This window comes from Sphingomonas taxi (assembly GCF_000764535.1).
In the GTDB taxonomy this organism is placed as follows: Bacteria; Pseudomonadota; Alphaproteobacteria; order Sphingomonadales; family Sphingomonadaceae; genus Sphingomonas; species Sphingomonas taxi.
Window position 1 is genome coordinate 1,191,988 of the sequence record NZ_CP009571.1, and the last position, 18,762, is coordinate 1,210,749.

The following is an 18,762-nucleotide window of genomic DNA, read 5'->3' on the forward strand; positions in this document are numbered from 1 at the left end:
AGCGCCCGCATGACGCCGCTGACGCTCCACAACAGCCTGACCCGCATGGCGGAGCTGTTCCAGCCCGCCGACCCCGCCGACGTCCGCATCTATTCGTGCGGGCCGACGGTCTATCATTATGCGCATATCGGCAATCTGCGCGCCTATCTGTTCACCGACACGCTCGGGCGGGTGCTGACGTGGAAGGGCTATGGCCTGACCCATGTCATCAACATCACCGACGTCGGCCATCTGACCAGCGACGCCGACGCCGGCGACGACAAGATGGAGGCGGCGGCGCGCGCCAGCGGCCGCGACATCTGGGCGGTCGCCGAGCATTATACGCAGGCGTTCAAGGCTAACCTCAAGGACCTCAACGTCCGCGATCCCGCCCGCTTCCCGCTTGCCACCGATCACGTCGCCGGCATGATCGCCTTCGGCGAGGCGATCGCCGAGAAACATTGCTACCGGCTTCCCGACGGCCTCTATTTCGACACCTCAACCGTCCCCGATTACGGCCGGCTCGCCGGGACGCGCGACGACGGCCCCGCCGAGGGCCGGATCGAGACGGTGGCGGGCAAGCGCCACGCCGCCGACTTCGCGATCTGGCGAACGAGCGCACCGGGCGAGCACCGCCAGATGGAATGGGACAGCCCGTGGGGCCGCGGCGCGCCCGGCTGGCATCTCGAATGTTCGGTGATGAGCCGCCAGTATCTCGGCGCGCATTTCGACATCCATACCGGTGGCATCGACCATCGCGAGATCCACCACCCCAACGAGATCGCGCAGAATCAGGCGTTCAGCGGCACCGCCGACACCGGCGCGACGCTATGGATGCACAACAACTTCCTCGTCGATCGCACCGGCAAGATGTCCAAATCCTCGGGCGAGTTCCTCATCCTGCCGACGCTGGTCGAGCGTGGCTTCCACCCCCTCGCCTATCGCCTGATGTGTCTGCAGGCGCATTATCGCAGCGAGCTGGAATTCTCGTGGGAGAATCTCGCTGCGGCGCAGACGCGGCTGAAACGCTACGTGCAGACCGTCGCGGCGCTCCGCGCGCGCGGCGAGGGCAAGGGCGCCGCGTCCGCCGCGCCCTATATCGAGCGGCTCGATGCGGCGGTGTCCGACGATCTCAACACGCCCAAGGCGTTGCCGGTGCTCGACGAATTGCTTGCCGACAAGACGATCAGCCCCGGCGGCAGGCTGGCTGCGCTCGGCGATTTCGATGCGGTGCTCGGGCTCGGCCTGACGACGCTGTCGCGCGAGGACCTGCGCGTCCGCCCGGCGAGCGCCGGCATCGACGAAGCCGGGATCGCGGCGCGGCTCGTCGATCGTCGCGAGGCGCGCGCGGCCAAGGACTTCCCGCGCTCCGACGCGATCCGCGACGACCTCGCCGCGCTGGGGGTCGAGGTGATGGACGGCGATCCGCTCGGCTGGGACTGGAAGGTGGCGCCGTAACCGGAGACGGTTCGCGTCCGCTTATTCCAGCGGCTGATCCACCGTCGCGATGATCGGCGGCACGTACGGCTTCGGAGCATTCGCCGGGATGCGCGCGATCTCCGCCTCCAGCGCCTTGGCGCGTGCCGCCGACGACGGATGCGTGCGGCTGCGGAACAGCCCGCCATCGACGTCGCCGCCATGGTCGCGCCAGAAGCGCACCGCGATCCGTGGGTCGTAACCGGCGTTGCGCAGCAAATACATGCCGAGCAGATCGGCCTGATCCTCGGTCAGGCGGAACAGCCGGCCGTTACGGCCAACCTCCGATAGCAGACCGCGCTTCACCCCGGCGGCATCGAGCCGCGTGGCGTGATGGAGGATGTTGTGCGCCAGTTCGTGCGCGACGACCACCGCGACCTCGTCGTCAGTATAGCGTTCGAAGAAGCGCACCGCGATCTGCACGATCCGCCCGTCGGCCGAGGCGTCCATCCCCGGCCCGAGCAGCACCTCGAACGCGCTGCGGCACCCCGGCGACGCGGCGATGGTGACGCTGCGCGGCTTGCCGTCACGCAACAGGTCGACGCGCAGCGGCCGGTCGGCGGGCAGGGCGGCGATCGTCGCGGTCACCGCGTCGCGCGCGGCGCTGGTCGCGGTCTTGCCCGGTGCCGCGCCATCGACCCGCTTGCCGTCGATCGCGACGATTGAATCGCCCTCGCGCACTCCCGCGGCGGCCGCTGGCGAGCCCGGCACCACCGCCTCGACCGCGATCGGCGTCTCGAACCCGAAGCTGCGGCGCGCCTGGTCACGCAGCGGCGCGTCATATTGGTCGATCGCATGGATCGCCCAGCCCGGCGTCGGCGCCGTCTCGCGGCACAGCGCGACGTTGGCGGTGGTCAGCCGATAGGCGATCCCCGCCATCCGCCCGTCCACCGCGCGCAACGCCGTGAAGGTCGCGGCGCTATCCTGCGCCCGGGCTGGCGACGGGCTCCCGATTCCGAGCAATATGGGCGCGATGCACAACAGAGCCTTGTTCATCCCGCCGCCCTAGAACAGCGCGTTCGCCTGCGAAACCTTCGTTACGCTTCGTCTACCGAATGGCCTTGGCATCGATGGTCACCTGATTGCCCTTCGACACGCCGGTGCGCTTGCCGCTGGCGACCAGCTCCCACACCTGTCTGGGGGTCGGCAATCCGTCGAAGGAGGAGAAGCTCGACACCGTGCCGTCGACGTCGGTCAGCGCCACCGTATAGGTTTCGCTTTTGTCGATCTGGCCCATCAGCGACGGATAGACGCTGACCGTCCGGCCGGCATCGTACAACGCCATCTCATAGCCCGCCCCATTGGCGCGATAGACGCCATATTCGAGGCGCGCCTCGCCCTCGCGGCACCACACGATTTGCGGTTCGGGCGGCGTGGAGGGATCGGCCTTCGCCTTCGCCGCGATCCCCCCGGCGAGCAACGCCATCAGCATGTCGCCGCCCGCGGCTTTGATCGGCTTGGCGTGCGCGAAGACCAGCGGCGTGGCGCACGCCCTGATCGGCGTCGCCGCTTGCGCCACGGTACCGGCCGGCCGTGGCCAGTGGATCGTCGCGATCGCCTGCTGCAATTGCGCGTCGAGCAGCTCGGCGGTCAGCGCCTTGGCGCTCATCCGGATACTGACGATCCACTCGCCCACCGGGACGACCGCCAGCGCGGTGCTGCGATACCCCTTGCCGGCATTGGCATACACTTGCCGCAAGGACGACGCGGCGGTCGCACCCGGCGCGGCGAAGGCGATCGGATCCGCGGACGCCGGCGCCGCATTGCGGAACAGGTCGCGGCTCTCGATCGCGGTACGCGACCGGTCGAACCACAGCGCGACGTCGGCAACCGCCGGATGGAAGAGGTAGACCGTCGCGCTGACGCTGCCATCCGGCGCTTCGAATTGCGCGGCGACATCATGTTCGCTCTGCGTGGCGTCGGTCAGCGCGCCGCGCGGCAGGCCGGCGAGCTGAGGCCGCAGGATCAATCCGGTCTCCGCATGTTGCCAGCTCTTGTCCGGCGGCACCGGCAAATCGCGCGCGGCAATCGGCGAAGCGGTCGCCAGCGCCAGGATCATCATCGCCCGTCTCATCGCCCGTCCCCCATGGCCCCACACCGGATCAGCCTGCTAGCAGACCGGCGGTCGACTCCGCCAGCATCCGTCGCCGGCGACGGCACCGACAAAGCCCCCGCCATGCGACACCAAAGCCTTCCTTCATTGCGTCAAGGCCGTTTTGGGCGCATGTCGCGACGCGTTTAGACCCAAAGGACGACAGATCATGGCCGCGAACTGGGCCCCCGACAGCTGGACCAAGGCCGAGGCCCGCCAGCTTCCCGACTATCCCGACGCCGCGGCGTTGGCCCGCGCGACCGACACGCTGGCGACCTTTCCGCCGCTGGTCTTCGCGGGCGAGGCGCGCAACCTCACCGCAGAGTTGGCCGATGTCGCCGCCGGCAAGGCGTTCCTGCTGCAGGGTGGCGATTGCGCCGAATCCTTCGCCGAGCACAGCGCCAACAACATCCGCGACACCTTCCGCGTCATCCTGCAGATGGCGGTGGTGCTCACCTATGCGTCGAAGCTGCCGGTGGTGAAGCTCGGCCGCATGGCCGGCCAGTTCGCCAAGCCGCGCTCCGCCCCGAACGAGACGATCGATGGCGTCGAGCTGCCGAGCTATCGCGGCGACAACGTCAACGACATCGCCTTCACCCCCGAAAGCCGCATCCCCGATCCGCAGCGGATGATCCGCGCCTATTCGCAATCCGCGGCGACGCTCAACCTGCTCCGCGCCTTCGCGCAGGGCGGCTATGCCAACCTGCATCAGGTGCATCGCTGGACGCATGACTTCATGGGCCGCAGCCCGTGGTCGAAGAAATATGCCGAGACCGCTGACCGCATCGGCGAGGCGCTCGAGTTCATGGCGGCCTGCGGCATCGATCCCGAGACGGTGCCGCAGCTCGCGCAGACGCATTTCTACACCAGCCACGAAGCGCTCTTGCTGCCGTTCGAGGAGGCGCTGACCCGGCAGGATTCGCTGACCGGCGACTGGTACGACACCAGCGCGCACTTCCTGTGGATCGGCGACCGCACCCGCTTCGAGGGCTCGGCGCACGTCGAATTCCTGCGCGGCATCGGCAATCCGATCGGCGTGAAGTGCGGGCCGAGCCTCGACCCCGACGCGCTGCTCCGCATGCTCGACACGCTCAATCCCGGCCGCGTGCCGGGGCGCATGACGCTGATCACCCGCTACGGCTACGACAAGATCGAGGCATCGCTGCCGAAGCTGGTCCGCGCGGTGACGCGTGAAGGCCATCCGGTGGTGTGGAGCTGCGATCCGATGCACGGCAACACCGTCAAGGCGGTGACCGGCTACAAGACGCGGCCGTTCGACCGCATCCTCGCCGAGGTGCGCGGCTTCTTCGCGGTGCATCGCGCCGAGGGCACGCACGCCGGCGGCATCCATGCCGAGATGACCGGCCAGAACGTCACCGAATGCACCGGCGGCGCGATCGACGTCACCGAGCAGAGCCTCGCCGATCGCTACCACACGCATTGCGACCCGCGCCTCAACGCCGGCCAGAGCCTGGAGCTCGCCTTCCTGCTCGCCGAGATGCTCAACGAGGAAATGGCCGAACGCCGCAAGGCCGCGGCCTAAGCCGGTTGAATATGGGGGCGTCGGCGATTGCCGCTTGACGCCCCCGCCCCCGCGGCCTAGAGGCGCTCGCTCACCGCACACGGCCCCTTCGTCTAGCGGTTAGGACGTCGCCCTCTCACGGCGAAAGCACGAGTTCGATTCTCGTAGGGGTCACCAGCGGCTACATCCGACATCGGTATCGAAGCGATCGCCAGAGACAAAGCTGTGACGACCTGCGTCTGACCGGGTGGGCAGGCAACCCCCGCCCACCCCGGCCGCTGATCAGAGGTCCGTCGCGTACAGCGTGTGGTGCGTCAGGATGAACAGCGTCTTGCGGTCGGTGCCGCCGATCACCAGTTGCAGCGGGCGTTCGGGCACGTCGATCCGCCGCTGCAACGCGCCGTCGGCGCCGTAGACGAACACCTGTCCGTTGGCGACGTAGAGGTTGCCCGCATCATCCCGTGCGACGCTCTCGCCGCCGCGGTCGGCGACGACCTTGAGGTCGGTGACCTGCCCGCCCTCGCCGACCAGACCGCTGTAGGTGCGGTTCTCCGACCCGTTGGTCAGCGTCACCCGGCTGCCCGGCGCCGCCGCGACGAAGCCGTAGGAATCGAGCGTGTCGGACCAGCGCCAGCCCTGGTGATCGTCCGGCCCCTGGTTCCAGACGCGGAACGCGGGCAGCGCGAGCGATCCGTCGGGCGAGACATATTCCTGCGCCTTGGCTTCGCCCATCTTGCCGGTGAAGAAGTCGGCGATCGTCGGATAGGTATAGGTCTTGGGATCGATGCGATCGGCGAATTCGCCGTTCGCCCAGACGTTGACCGGCAGCAGCGTCGTCGCCTTGCGGCCGGCGCGCACCGGCGTCGGCGCGATGACGCGGACCTCGGCGGGCCTGGCGGGATCGATGCTGTACACGCTGCCGTCGCGCCCCGCCGACGACTGGACGAGCAGCGACCCCGATCGGTCGACCGCGAGATTGACCGCGTCGAGCGGCGCGTCGGCCAGCGTCGTCAGTCCTTCCGCCTGCGACCAGCCATGAATGCGCTGGAAGAAGCGGTCGATGAAATAGAGCTTGCCGGCCTTGTCGGTCGCCGCGCCGGCGATCGAATAGAAGCCGTCGGCCAGCTTGCGCACGCCTGGTGAGACCGGGATGGCCGAGGCGGTGGCCGCGGTCGCCGGCGCGGCTGGCACGTCGAGCTTGGCGAACTCGCGCTCGCGCACCTCCTGCTGGCGCGTCATGTCCTTGATCGCATTTTCGAACGGATATTTGCTCGCGCGCAAATAGGTGCCGCAGCCCTTGGCATCGCAGCTCGCGAAGCCGCTCTCGGCGTTCACATGGACGTTGCGGAAGCGGATGTCGCCCGAATCGTAGAGCCGCACTGCGGTGTCCATCGGCTTGATTGAGCGGGTGACGCGATAGGCGTGGTAGTTGGCGAAGAGGATGTTGCGCGAGTTGCGGAATTCGGTCGAGATCGCGTTGACGCCGTCGCGGACTTCCTGCTCGGTTTGCGGTGCGAGGAACTCCCAATTCTCGACATGGTCGAGGACGATCTCGTGGCGGTAGTGATGCTCCGCCGACAGCTGGTAGACGTGGCCCGGCGTCTTGGTGTCGGAGACGTAGAAGCCCGCCGAGGCCAAGGTGTTGGGCGACCAGAGCGCCGAGAAGGTGCCGCCGCCGCCGTCGGTCACCCAGATGCTGGGATATTGGCCGTCGAAGCGCGCGCGCGGATCGCCGAAGCCGATCGCACTGCCTTTGGTCAGCAGCGTGCCGCCGCCGCCCTGGATCTTGACGTCGTTGACCATCGACGCCTCGCCCGCCTTCCACAGCAAGGCGGTGGCGCGCGGGTTGACCCCGCCGGTCCACAGACCGAGGCCGTGGACGATGGCATTGCCGCCCTTCGCGCTCTCGATCAGCGCCTTGGCGCCGCCGACGCCCATGAAGGCGGGCGTCTCGTCGGGCAGATAGACGTGGGTGAGGCTCGGGTGGAGCGCGATCAGCACGCTGTCGGGGCGCAGCTTCAGCGTGTCGGTGACGCGATACCGGCCCATCGGCAGATAGAGTACGCGATGCGTGTCGATCGCGCGTTGCAGCGCGGCGGTGTCGTCGGTGGTGTCGTCGCCCTTGACGCCAAGATCGTGGACGTTCGCCCACGCCTTGACCGGCGGCAGCGCGGCGATCGCCGGCCGCGGTCGCGCCGGCACGCGGGCGAGCGGCGCTATCGTCACGTCGGTGGCATAATCGCCGATCGTTCCCAGCCCCGCCAGCTTGAGGCCGTAGGAGAAATCGCTGACGCGGTAGCGCGCGCCTTTGCCCGCGACGGTTGTGCCGCTGTCGCGGAAGCGCGCGAAGGTCGGCGTGTCGATACCGATCGCATTGTCGAAGCCGATCTGCGTGAAGACGCTCTTCTCCTCCGAGATCAGCACCGCCGATTGCGATACGTTCTCGAAGCGGACGTCCTTGCCCCACAGCGAATCAGAATAGCCGCGGTCGATCTCGATGCCGACCGGGGTGTCGCGGATCGCGACGTTGACCAGCGTCAGGTCGACCTCATGCTCGCGGATCGCCGCATCCCGTTGGCCCTGGAAGTCGGAGTCGATCAGCGTGAACTGCCACGCCGGCGAGGTCTTTTCCGACATGATGCCGTAGCGGCCGCCGAAGAAGCGCAGGTCCTCGCACTCGTTGCCCGCCTGATAGATGCCGGCGAGGCCCGAGCCGATGTGGAAGTCGGCATGGCGGATATAGCCGTGCTGCGCGACGCGGAAGCGCACCGCCACCGCGCCGGCATTGCCCTCGCCGATGCGGAAATCGACGTTGGCGAGCGCCGAATAGAAGGTGCTCGACGTGGCGTCGAAGATGGCGGGATCGAACGGCACGCTGGTGCGCGGCGGCACCGGAGCCTTGCCGACGCGATATTGATCCTCGCCGGTGAAGGCGAGCATCGCCGCCACGCCCGCGCCGAAGCCCTCGCTATTGTCGCCGAGCACGATCTCCGGCCGGGTCGCGCCGATGCCGAAGATGCGCACCGCGGACCGCACGAAGATCGTCCGGCTGATCCGGTAGCGGCCCGAAGGCAGGAAGACGATCCCGCCCTTCCCGCCCTGCGCCGCGGCATCGATCGCCTGCTGAAGCGCGACGCTGTCGTCGGCGCGGCCGTCGCCGACGCCGCGGACGGTGATCGCCCGCGCGTCCTTTGGCGCGGTCAGGTAGACGGACGTCGTCGCCGCCAGAGCGGGCGCAGGCGCGACGAGCGCCGCTGCGCCGAGCAGCCAGATATGCTTCAATGGAGGTCTCCCCGGGATCGGTCGTGCCGCACGGTCCGCCGGACCGGCGGAAGAGGCTCAGGAGGCGCGGCGGCCCAAAGTCTGTGCGGCGAGCGCGACCTGCGTGCGGTTGCGCACGTTGAGCTTGCGCATCAGCGCGGTCATGTGCGCCTTCACCGTCGCCTCGGCGATGCCGAGATCGTAGGCGATCTGCTTGTTGAGCAAGCCGGAGTGGACACCGCGCAGCACCTTCATCTGCGTCGGCGTCAACTGGTCGAGCGCACAGGCCGCAACCGGCGCCGCAGCGGCGTTGATCGCGGGCTGGCGGGCGATCGGGGAAGTCCCTTCCATCGTCATCCTCCTCTGGTGGCCATAAGCCGGCGGTCGCCCGTGTCGGACGCTCCATTTTGGTCGATCGATCCGGTGTTTGGACGGATTCGGTTAGACAGATTTCCTGTATGATCTCGACAACCTGCGGGGATCAAGCCTTTTTTCTTGGCGGACGGCAAAAACCTGTCCTACAGATAGCAGGAGAACGGCAGACGAAGGCGTCGCCGAAACGGAGGGAGGGTGTCGATGCGGCACAGGCAGGCCAGCGCCGAAGCGCGCATGTCGCCGAAGCAGGTTCGTGGTACGCAGACGCTCTCCCCGCGCGGGTCGTTCCTACGGGCGTGTCGGAGATCCCTGCAAACGTCCACTTGGTCACTGCCGCTGTGCAGTGTTCCTGCGAACGCAGGAACCCAGGGCCAAGCAGAACAACGCCTTATGGTGCCCGGTACTCCTGGGCTCCTGCTTTCGCAGGAGCACTGGTGGCGATTGCCAGGAGTTTCCAATCGATACGGGGTGACGGGGCGGATGGGGACATGCCTCGAGTCGAACCTCCGCCCGGCCCCCGCGGTGTCGCGATGACCGGCGCGGACATCCGGCTCGTCGTCGCCGCGCTGGCCGGTATCCTGCTCGCGGTGCTGATGATCGTGCGCGGGCGGCTGCATCCCTTCATCGGCCTGTTGTGCGGCGCGTTCGCGGTCGGGCTGTTCGCCGGGCTGCCACTGCCCGATATCGCCAAGGCGGTGCAGAAGGGCGTCGGCGACATCATCGGCGGCACCGGGCTGGTCGTCGCGCTCGGCCTGTCGCTCGGCGCGATGCTGCACCTGTCGGGCGCCGCCGCGGCGCTGGCGCAGAGCGCGCTGCGGCTGACCGGCGCGCGCGCCGCACCATGGGCGACGCTCGGCATTGCGATCGTCATCGGTCTGCCGCTGTTCTTCGAGACCGGGCTCGTGCTGCTGCTGCCGATCGTCGTCGCCGCCGCCGAAGCGATGGCCGGCGCGGACGACGCCGACCGCGATGCCGCCAAGCTGCGGCTCATCATGCCCGCGCTCGCCGGGCTCGGCGTCGTCCACGCTTTAGTGCCGCCGCATCCCGGTCCGCTGCTCGCGGTCGAGGCGCTCGGCGCCAATCTCGGCAAGACGATGCTGTACGGCATCCTGATCGCGATCCCGACCGCGATCCTCGCCGGGCCGGTGCTCGCCCGCTTCGTCACCCCGGGGGTCCGCCTCGCGCCGCCGCTGCTCCACGACCACCGGCTCGATCTCGCGACGCCGGGGCGGCTGGCGTCGCTGGCGATCGTGCTGCTGCCGGTGCTGCTGATCGCCACCGGCGAGCTCGGCCAGATGGCGCCGGGGCTGAAGGGCACCGGCTGGCTGGTCGCGGCGAGCAATCCGGTGATCGCGCTGCTCGTCACCAACCTGCTCGCGCTCCCCCTGCTGTTCGGCCGGCGGCTGCGCGAAGCGAAGATCCAGGACGCGGTGTGGCACGAGACGATGGCGGCCGCCGGCGCGATCCTGCTGGCGATCGGCGCCGGCGGCGCGTTGAAGCAGGTGCTGGTCAGCGCCGGCCTGTCCGATCTGCTCGCACGGCTGGTGCTGATGTATGCGGTGTCGCCGTTGCTGCTCGGCTGGCTGGTCGCGGTCGGCATCCGCCTCGCCGCCGGGTCGGCGACGGTGGCGACGATCACCGCGGTCGGCATCATGCCGGGCGTCGTCGCCGGATCGGGCGTCGCGCCGGAGCTGGTGGTGCTGGCGATCGGCGCGGGCTCGGTGTTCTTCAGCCACGTCAACGATCCCGGCTTCTGGCTGGTGAAAAGCTATGTCGGCACCAGCACCGCGGACACGTTCAGGACCTGGTCGCTGCTCGAGACGACGATTTCGGTGGTCGGGCTCGCGCTGGTGGTCGCACTCAGTTATGTCGTCTGACACGTGCGGGGGAAGACAGCCATGAGCGAAGTCCGGCTGGTCGATCGCGCGTACACCGCGATCGTCGCCATCATCAACGACGAGCGGCTCGCGATCGGCGACCGCCTGCCCTCCGAATCGCGGCTCGCCGCCTCGTTCGGCGTGTCGCGGACGATCGTCCGCGAGGCGCTGGCGCGGCTCGCCTCGGACGGGATCACCGCGGCGCGGCGCGGCGCCGGCTCCTACGTACAGCGGCGGCCGTCGGAGCGGCTCAGCACGCACATGCCGATGGATGCGCTCGCGAAGACGCTCGGCACCTACGAGGTCCGCTTCGTGCTCGAATCGGAGGCGGCGAGGCTCGCGGCGCAGCGCCGCTCGCCGCAGCAGCTCGACGAGATCGAACGCACGCTGGCGGCGTTGCGCAGCGCCCTGCTGTCGAACGCGCCGGCGCATGACGAGGACTGGCTGCTCCACCGCGCGATCGTCGAGGCGACGGGCAATTCCGCCTTCGTGCCGGTGTTCGACCATCTGCAGGACGAGGTGATGCGCATCCTGCGCGCCGGCGTCGACATCTCGCGCTCGCGACCGCCCGAGGTGATCGGCGCGATGATGGCGGAGCATGACGCGATCGTCGATGCGATCCGCACCCGCGATGCCGACGGCGCCGCGCTGGCGATGCGCTGGCATCTGTCGCAGGGGCGCAAGCGGCTGATGCCGTGAGGCAGGCCGGGTTCCCTCAGTCGCCGAGCGTTTCCCTATCCTCGCCGTTCGCCTTCAGCCGGTATAGGGGCCTGAGTCTCACCTGCCCTTCGACAGGCTCAGGGCGAACGGTGGGATATGTGGTGGTCTGCACCTGCGAGCGGAGGGCGCCGGTTGCCGATCCACGCCAGCGCTTCCGCGGTCAGCACCTCCACCCGCCGGGCGGCGTCGAGCGTCACCGAGGGCTCGTCGGGCACAGGCTGCTCACGTATGGCGAGTTGGTCGTCGAGCGTTTCCCTACCCGCGCCGTTCGCCCTGAGCCTGTCGAAGGGCCTGAGACTCTCCGCCGCCTGCGGCGTCGCCCAGGACAGGCTTCGACGGGCTCAGGGCGAACGGTGGGATATCCGGTGGTCCGAACCTGCGACCGCGGGTTGCCGGTCGCCGATCCACGCCAGCGCCTCCGCGGTCAGCACCTCCACCGGCCGGGCGGCGTCGAGCGTCACCGCAGGTTCGTCCGCCGCCGGGCGTTCGAGCGTGGCGAGCTGGCTGCCGAGCAGGCTGGGCGGCATATAATGGCCCGAGCGCGTCTCCATCCGGCGGGCGATCTCGGCCGCGCCGGTGTCGAGCAGCACGAACAGCAGCGGCACCGCCGAGGCGGCGGACAGCCGCTCGCGATAGCTGCGCTTGAGCGCCGAACAGGCGGCGACCGCGACGTGGCCGGGCGCCGCCAGCGCCGCCTCGCCGAGCGCCGTGCCGAGCCGGTCGAGCCACGGCCAGCGATCCTCGTCGGTGAGCGGATGCCCCGCCTGCATCTTGGCGACATTGGCCCGCGAGTGGAACGCGTCGCCCTCCAGCACCGGACAGGCGAGCGCCTCGCCGAGCCGCGTCGACAGCGTCGACTTGCCGCTGCCGCTCACGCCCATGACGACGACGGCATATGCGCGATCGGTCCCTGCTTGTCCCTGCACGCGCTACCCTTGCGTTCGAGGCCGGCCGAGCTGCCGGCGTGACGATAACGCCGCTATCCCGCGTCCGTGCCCGGCTGACCATTACGACCTTTGTCGCAATCGTCGCGTCGCGCGCGCGATCCTACTCCCGTTCGATAGCCGGATGCTCCACGACTTCTTCAAGGATAACGCCGTGATGACAGCCAAATCCCGCGCGGCACGCCGCCTCCGCCCCCTCGCGGCGTTGCTGCTCGCCGGCGCCGCGACGCCGTCGCTCGCCGCGACGCCGTCGGTCTCCACCTTCGCGACCGCACCAGCCGACCCGCGTGCGGTGACGGTCGCAGGCAAGGGCGACGGTACGGCCGACGACAGCGCCGCGATCCAGCGCGCGATCGATTCGGTCGCGGCGCAGGGCGGCGGCGGGCTCGTTTTCCTGCCGACCGGGCGCTACCGCATCACCCGCACGTTGTTCATGCGGCCCGGCGTGCGGCTGTTCGGGGTCGGCAAGCGCCGCCCCGTCATCCTCCTCGCGCCGCAGACGCCTGGTTTCCAGCGCGGCGTCGGCAGCATGGTGTTCTTCACCGGCACGCTGCCCGTCCGCCCCGGCGAGCCGCCGCGCCCGCCGGTGCCGGTGCCGCCGCCGACCAGCGTGCCGTTCGATCCGGGCATAGCCGACGCCAATTCGGGCACCTTCTATTCGGCGATGGCCAACGTCGATTTCGAGATCGGCGACGGCAATCCGGCGGCGACCGCGGTGCGCTTCCACGCCGCCCAGCACGCCTATCTCAGCCATATCGACTTCCATCTCGGCTCGGGCCTCGCCGGCATCTATCAGGTCGGCAACATCGGCCAGGATCTGCGCTTCTTCGGCGGCCGCTACGGCATTCTGACCGAGAAGCCCTCGCCGGCGTGGCAATATACGCTGCTCGACGCGACCTTCGAGGGCCAGCGGGACGCCGCGATCCGCGAGCATGAGGCGGGGCTGACCCTGGTCAACACCGTGTTCCGCAACGTGCCCGTCGGCATCGAGATCGATCGCGGCTATGGCGACTGGCTGTGGGGCAAGCAGGTCCGGTTCGAGAATGTCTCGCAGGCCGGCGTCGTGATCAGCAACGAAGGCAATGCCTATACGCAGATCGGCTTCGAGGATGCGACCGCGATCGGCACGCCGGTGTTCGCGCGCTTCCGCGACAGCGGCAGGACGGTGGCGGGATCGGGTGCCCGCTATCGCGTCCGCGCCTTCAACTACGGGCTCACCGTACCGGCGCTCGGCGCGACGGGCAGCTTCGCGACCCGGATGGACGCCGCCCCCCTCGCGCGCGATCCGAAACGCCCCGCCCCGGCGATCCGCGCGCTGCCGCCGGTCGCGGCCTGGACCAACGTGCGCGACCTCGGCGTCACCGGCGACGGCAGCACCGACGATACCGCGGCGCTGCAACGCGCGATCGCCAGCCGGCGCGTGCTCTATTTCCCCGCCGGCTTCTACCGGGTCAGCGACACGCTGACGCTGCGCGCCGACAGCGTGCTGATCGGCCTCCACCCCAGCCTGACCCAGATCGTCCTCGCCGACGACAGCCCCGCCTTCCGCGGCGTCGGCAGCCCGCGCGCGCTGCTCGCCAGCGCCAAGGGTGGCGACGCGATCGTCTCCGGCCTCGGCCTCGCCACCGGCGGCCGCAATCCGCGCGCCACCGCCTTGCTGTGGCGCGCCGGCGAGCGGTCGCTGGTCGACGACGTCAAATTCCAGGGCGGTCACGGCACCTTCCGCGCCGACGGCAGCCGCTTCGATCCCTACAATGCCGATCACAGCGGCGATGCCGATCCCAAGCAGCGCTGGGACGGCCAATATGCCAGCCTGTGGGTGACCGACGGCGGCGGCGGCACGTTCAACGGCCTGTGGACGCCGAGCACCTATGCCGCCGCCGGGCTGGTCGTCTCCGACACCGACACGCCGGGCCACGTCTACCAGATGTCCGCCGAGCATCACCGCCGCGCCGAGATCGTGCTCGACGGGGTGCGCAACTGGGAGTTCCTCGCGCCGCAGACCGAGGAGGAGGCGGGCGAGAGCCGCGACACGGTGGCGTTCGAGATCCGCAACTCGCGCGACATCCTGTTCGCCAATCTCCACGCCTATCGCGTCACCCGCTCGCTACAGGGCGCGCCGGCGGCGATCACGCTGACCGGCTCGACCGGCATCCGCTTCCGCAACGTGCACGTGAATGCCGAAAGCGGCTTTTCGACCTGCGACGCCGCCGGCTGCGGCACCTATCTGCGCGCGAGCAAATATCCGTATGAAAACGCGATCCGCGACATCACGCGCGGCGCCGAGGTCCGCGAGCGCGAATTCGCGGTGCTCGACGTCACCGACGCGCCCGTCGTCGCCCCCTCCACCGCGATCCCGTTGACGCGGGTCGCGGGCGGCTTTCACGCGCTCGGCGGCGGCGCGGTCGACCGGGCCGGCAAGCTCTATTTCGTCGACCGGCCGATGCAACGCATCCACGGCTGGAGCGCCGGCGAGGGCCTGTCGGTGGTGTCCGACGCGCCGCTCGACGCGGTCAATCTCGCAGTCGACGGATCGGACCGGCTGATGGTGCTGTCCTCCGCCGGAGCCGCCGCGACCGTCTACAGCCTCGATCCCCGGCGCCCCGCCGCGGTCGACGTGCTGGCCGCCCGTCCAGCCGCAGCCCACCCGCGGATCGTCCTGCCGGGCAGCCTGTGGAACAACGGCGAGTTCCGCGACCAATATGATCCGGCGACCGACCGCTTCACCACGCTCGCCGAGATGTTCGCGCGCGACATGGCGATCGCCAAACCCCGCGAATACGTCTCGCCCGACGGCAGCCTCGCCCTCCCCGCCTTCCGCGTCTGGCAGCAGGGGCCGGCGGATCACCGCGGCTGGCGCTTCTCGGATACGCTCGACACCTATGGCCTGATCACCGCGAGGCCGGGCACGCGCGTCTATCTCGCCAATGGTTCGGAGGATCGCACCTACAGCGGTCTGGTCGGTGCCGGCGGTACGGTGACCGATCTCAAGCCGTTCGCGGCGCGCGGCGGCGAGAGCGTCGTCGCCGGTCCCGACGGGCGCGTCTACGTCGCCAACGGGCAGGTGTTCGTCTATGCCGCCGACGGCAGCGAGCAGGGCCGCATCGACGTGCCCGACCGGCCGCTGCAATTGCTGTTCGGCGGCGCCGACGGTCGCACGCTGTTCATCCTGACCCACCACGCGCTCTACACGGCACGCCCCTGACGTCCTGCCGAAGCGGTACGAATCGACTTTGGTCGTAGATGCCGCGGCGCCCGTCTTTGGCTAGAATGATCGCGGTATCAGGGAATCAGACCGGTGGAGCCCGGCGCGGACCCTGCGGAAAAAGGGGATGGATGATGAAGATGGTCACGCGCGATCGGCGACGGCTTGCAGGCATTTCAGGTAACGTTACCAGCGTCGCGGCACTTGCGGTGATGCTAGTGTCGGTGCCGGCCTTCGCGCGGCCGCTGCCGCAGCAGGACCAGTCGGCGGTGCCCGATTCGACCCGTTCGGCCGACCCCGCCGCGCCCGATCAGCTGACCAAGCCGACCACCACCACCGACGGCACCGCCGACGCGCCGCAGGCCGAGGCGCCGGCGAGCGACATCGTCGTGACCGGCACGCGCATCACCGCCAACGGCTTCAACGCGCCGACCCCGACGACGGTGATCGGCGAACAGCAGATCCAGCAGAATGCCCAGGCGAACATCTTCAACACCGTCGTGCAATTGCCCTCGCTGCAAGGATCGACCGGTGCGACGACGGGCACGTTCAGCACGTCGAGCGGCCAGCAGGGGCTGAGCTCGCTGTCGCTGCGCGGCCTCGGCACGATCCGCACCCTGACGCTGCTCGACGGACAGCGCGTCATCGGCGCCAACGTCACCGGCGTTACCGACATCAGCCAGTTCCCGCAATTGCTCATCAAGCGCGTCGACATCGTCACCGGCGGCGCCTCCGCCTCCTACGGATCGGATGCGGTCGGCGGCGTCGTCAACTTCATCACCGATACCCGCTTCACCGGCGTCAAGGGCAACCTTCAGACCGGCGTCACCACGTATGGCGACGACGGTCAGGTGCTGGCGCAGCTCGCGGTCGGCAAGGCGTTCGCGGGCGACAAGCTGCACGTCATCCTCAGTGGCGAATATGCCAAGGATCAGGGCGTCGGCCCCGGCAATTTCGGCGAGGATCTCGCCGGCAGCCGCGACTGGTATCGCGCCTCGACGCTGGTCGACACCGGCAACCGCGCCGGCGGCACGCCGCAATTCCTCTACCGCGACCATGCCCAGGCCTATCAATATACGAAATATGGCCTGATCAGCAGCGGCCCGCTGCAAGGCACCGCATTCGACTTCAACGGCAACCCCTTCCCGTTCCAGTACGGATCGAACGGCGTGCCGTCGAAGACCGCGGGCGGCAACGTCATCGGCTGCTACGTCGGCTTCTGCGTCGGCGGCGATCAGTCGGGCCATGTCGGATCGGGCACGTCGCTGCAATCGGCGCTCGAGCGGATCAACGGCTATACCCGCGTCGGCTACGACATCGCGCCGGACACGGAGCTGTACGTCACCGCCAATATCGCGCAGGTCAAGACCAGCAACCAGCCCAACCCCGGTGCCTCGAAGACCGGCCTGACCATCCAGTGTTCGAACCCCTATCTGCCCGCATCGGTCAGCGCCGCCTGCGCCGCCAACGGCATCACCACCTTCGGCTACGGCCTCAGCAACGCGATCCTGCCGAACATCAAGGTCAATACCGATCGCCGCCAGTATCGCTTCGTCGGCGGCCTGAAGGGCAAGGCCGATGTGCTCGGGTCCAACTGGACCTATGACATCTATTACGAACACGGCATCAACATCACCGACATCAACGTCGACAACATCAGCCTGAACGGCCGGTACAATCAGGCGATCAACGCGACGACGCTCAACGGCCAGATCGTCTGCGCCAATGCGACCGCGCGTGCCAACGGCTGCCAGCCGATCAACATCTTCGGCGGCGCGGCGCCATCCGCCGCGGCGCTCGCTTATGTCGTGCCCGAGAACGGCCCGTTCCAGCATACCCGCCAGACGCAGGATGCCGCCGCGGCCAGCATCTCGGGCACGCCGATCGATTTGTGGGCGGGTCCGCTCGCGATCGCGATGGGCGTCGAATACCGGCGCGAGGCCTATCGCGTGAACGCCGATCCGTACGGCGCCGGGGTATCGGCGATCAGCCCCAATTCGGCCGACTATCCGGCCGATCCGATCCTCAACTCGACGATCGGCAGCAACTGGTACGCCGGGAACTACAAGAACGGTTCGGGCAAATATCACGTCTACGAGAGCTTCCTCGAACTCAACCTGCCGATCCTCGACTCGGCGGCGCTGGGCAAGGCCAGCATCAACGGCGCGGGCCGCGCGACCAAATATTCGACCTCGGGCGTCATCTACGCCTGGAAGGTCGGCGGCACCTGGGAAACGCCGCTCGATGGCCTGCGCCTGCGCGCCGTCACGTCGCGCGACGTACGTGCGCCGAACCTGTCCGAGCTGTTCGCCGCACCGACCACGACCACCGTCCCCAACTTCACCGATCCGCGCACGACGGCGGCCAATCCCAACGGGCGCCAGCTGCTCATCATCCAGAACACGATCGGCAATCCCAATCTGCGCCCCGAGACCGCGCGCAGCACCGAAGCCGGCATCGTCTATGCGCGCCCGTCCTGGCTGCCGGGGCTCAGCCTGTCGTTCGACTATTACAAGATCAAGGTCAGCGACGTCGTCTCCAGCCTGTCGGCGCAGCAGATCGTCAATCTGTGCTATATCTCGAACCTGCCGGACACCTGCGGCGCATTCAATCTCGACATCGCGCCCGGCAGCAACCAGACCGCGTTCGTCAACGTCCAGTCGTTCAACCTCGCCTCGATCAAAACCGAGGGCTTCGACATCGAGGCGAGCTACCAGTGGCGCAATCCGCTGGGCCTCGGCGGTAATTTCACGCTGCGCGGCCTCGGCACCCACGTCATCAACTTCATCACCGATCCCGGTCTGCCCGGTACCATCCCGGTCGACAGCGCCGGCGCCAATTCGGGCGCGACGCCGAGCTGGAAGTGGCTGGCGATCCAAAGCTACGACAATGACCAGTTCAGCCTGCTGCTGCAGGAGCGCTGGTTCAGCGACGGCGTGTTCGGCAATCAATATGTCGTCTGCTCAACCGCCTGCCCGGTCTCGACCGCCAACAATCCGACGATCGACTATAACAAGATGAAGGGCGCCTTCTACTTCGACATCGGCGGCTCGCTCAACGTCACCAAGCAGGTCAGCATGTTCTTCAAGGTCGACAATCTGTTCGATCACGATCCCGAGGCCTCGCCGCAGACCAACACCGGCCTCGACGTCAATCCGGCGCTGTATGACACGCTGGGCCGCTTCTACCGTCTGGGTGTCCGCGCGCGGTTCTGACCTGGACTAAGCCTTTAAAGGCGTCCCCCACCTCCCCCGTCATGACGGACATGATCCGGCATGACGGGGCGTTTTTGAACGCCAGCGCCCTGCGGC

At 68.6% G+C, this 18,762-nt stretch carries 11 protein-coding genes and 1 tRNA gene; 7 read left to right on the forward strand and 5 right to left on the reverse strand.

The window, feature by feature from the left end:
- Positions 1–9: 9 nt before the first annotated feature.
- Positions 10–1,437, forward strand: coding sequence for a cysteine--tRNA ligase (gene cysS, locus MC45_RS05365; protein WP_038660476.1), 1,428 nt, complete (start codon positions 10–12; stop codon positions 1,435–1,437).
- 21 nt (positions 1,438–1,458) lie between these two features.
- On the opposite strand, the gene MC45_RS05370 is transcribed toward cysS, so the two are convergent.
- Positions 1,459–2,451, reverse strand: a complete 993-nt coding sequence (locus MC45_RS05370) for a M48 family metallopeptidase (protein ID WP_052075520.1) — start codon at positions 2,449–2,451, stop codon at positions 1,459–1,461.
- Between the two features lie 52 nt (positions 2,452–2,503).
- Positions 2,504–3,529, reverse strand: coding sequence for a hypothetical protein (locus MC45_RS05375; RefSeq protein WP_038660479.1), 1,026 nt, complete (start codon positions 3,527–3,529; stop codon positions 2,504–2,506).
- A 187-nt stretch (positions 3,530–3,716) separates the two neighbouring features.
- Between MC45_RS05375 and MC45_RS05380 the strand changes: the two genes are divergently transcribed.
- Together MC45_RS05380 and MC45_RS05385 are read left to right on the forward strand one after the other, a co-directional pair.
- A complete protein-coding gene (locus tag MC45_RS05380; RefSeq protein ID WP_038660482.1) occupies positions 3,717–5,090 on the forward strand; it encodes a class II 3-deoxy-7-phosphoheptulonate synthase in 1,374 nt (457 codons plus the stop codon).
- A gap of 81 nt (positions 5,091–5,171) precedes the next feature.
- Positions 5,172–5,246: transfer RNA gene (locus tag MC45_RS05385), tRNA-Glu, on the forward strand.
- Positions 5,247–5,351: 105 nt separating this feature from the next.
- Here MC45_RS05385 and MC45_RS05390 read toward each other — a convergent pair.
- Positions 5,352–8,351, reverse strand: a complete 3,000-nt coding sequence (locus MC45_RS05390; protein ID WP_245640847.1) for a glycosyl hydrolase family 28-related protein — start codon at positions 8,349–8,351, stop codon at positions 5,352–5,354.
- 57 nt (positions 8,352–8,408) lie between these two features.
- The gene (locus MC45_RS05395; RefSeq protein WP_038660485.1) at positions 8,409–8,681 is read right to left on the reverse strand and encodes a response regulator transcription factor; all 273 of its coding nucleotides are present in this window, start codon (positions 8,679–8,681) and stop codon (positions 8,409–8,411) included.
- Between the two features lie 554 nt (positions 8,682–9,235).
- On the opposite strand from MC45_RS05395, the gene MC45_RS05400 reads away from it, so the two are divergent.
- Both MC45_RS05400 and MC45_RS05405 read left to right on the forward strand, forming a co-directional pair.
- Positions 9,236–10,582, forward strand: a complete 1,347-nt coding sequence (locus MC45_RS05400) for a GntT/GntP/DsdX family permease (protein ID WP_038660488.1) — start codon at positions 9,236–9,238, stop codon at positions 10,580–10,582.
- A 21-nt stretch (positions 10,583–10,603) separates the two neighbouring features.
- On the forward strand, positions 10,604–11,281 hold the full coding sequence (locus MC45_RS05405; protein ID WP_038660491.1) for a FadR/GntR family transcriptional regulator: 678 nt from the start codon (positions 10,604–10,606) through the stop codon (positions 11,279–11,281).
- A gap of 362 nt (positions 11,282–11,643) precedes the next feature.
- On the opposite strand, the gene MC45_RS05410 is transcribed toward MC45_RS05405, so the two are convergent.
- A complete protein-coding gene (locus MC45_RS05410; protein WP_052075521.1) occupies positions 11,644–12,228 on the reverse strand; it encodes a gluconokinase in 585 nt (194 codons plus the stop codon).
- A gap of 175 nt (positions 12,229–12,403) precedes the next feature.
- Between MC45_RS05410 and MC45_RS05415 the strand changes: the two genes are divergently transcribed.
- Positions 12,404–15,451, forward strand: coding sequence for a glycosyl hydrolase family 28-related protein (locus tag MC45_RS05415; RefSeq protein ID WP_038666542.1), 3,048 nt, complete (start codon positions 12,404–12,406; stop codon positions 15,449–15,451).
- Positions 15,452–15,585: 134 nt separating this feature from the next.
- The gene (locus MC45_RS05420) at positions 15,586–18,666 is read left to right on the forward strand and encodes a TonB-dependent receptor plug domain-containing protein (RefSeq protein WP_038660493.1); all 3,081 of its coding nucleotides are present in this window, start codon (positions 15,586–15,588) and stop codon (positions 18,664–18,666) included.
- Positions 18,667–18,762 lie beyond the last annotated feature (96 nt).

Coding starts and splice junctions, on each gene's coding strand:
- cysS (WP_038660476.1), top strand. CDS start 10: ATGACGCCGCTGACGCTCCACAACAGCCTGACCCGCATGGCGGAGCTG.
- MC45_RS05370 (WP_052075520.1), bottom strand. CDS start 2,451: ATGAACAAGGCTCTGTTGTGCATCGCGCCCATATTGCTCGGAATCGGG.
- MC45_RS05375 (WP_038660479.1), bottom strand. CDS start 3,529: ATGAGACGGGCGATGATGATCCTGGCGCTGGCGACCGCTTCGCCGATT.
- MC45_RS05380 (WP_038660482.1), top strand. CDS start 3,717: ATGGCCGCGAACTGGGCCCCCGACAGCTGGACCAAGGCCGAGGCCCGC.
- MC45_RS05395 (WP_038660485.1), bottom strand. CDS start 8,681: ATGGAAGGGACTTCCCCGATCGCCCGCCAGCCCGCGATCAACGCCGCT.
- MC45_RS05400 (WP_038660488.1), top strand. CDS start 9,236: ATGACCGGCGCGGACATCCGGCTCGTCGTCGCCGCGCTGGCCGGTATC.
- MC45_RS05405 (WP_038660491.1), top strand. CDS start 10,604: ATGAGCGAAGTCCGGCTGGTCGATCGCGCGTACACCGCGATCGTCGCC.
- MC45_RS05415 (WP_038666542.1), top strand. CDS start 12,404: ATGACAGCCAAATCCCGCGCGGCACGCCGCCTCCGCCCCCTCGCGGCG.
- MC45_RS05420 (WP_038660493.1), top strand. CDS start 15,586: ATGAAGATGGTCACGCGCGATCGGCGACGGCTTGCAGGCATTTCAGGT.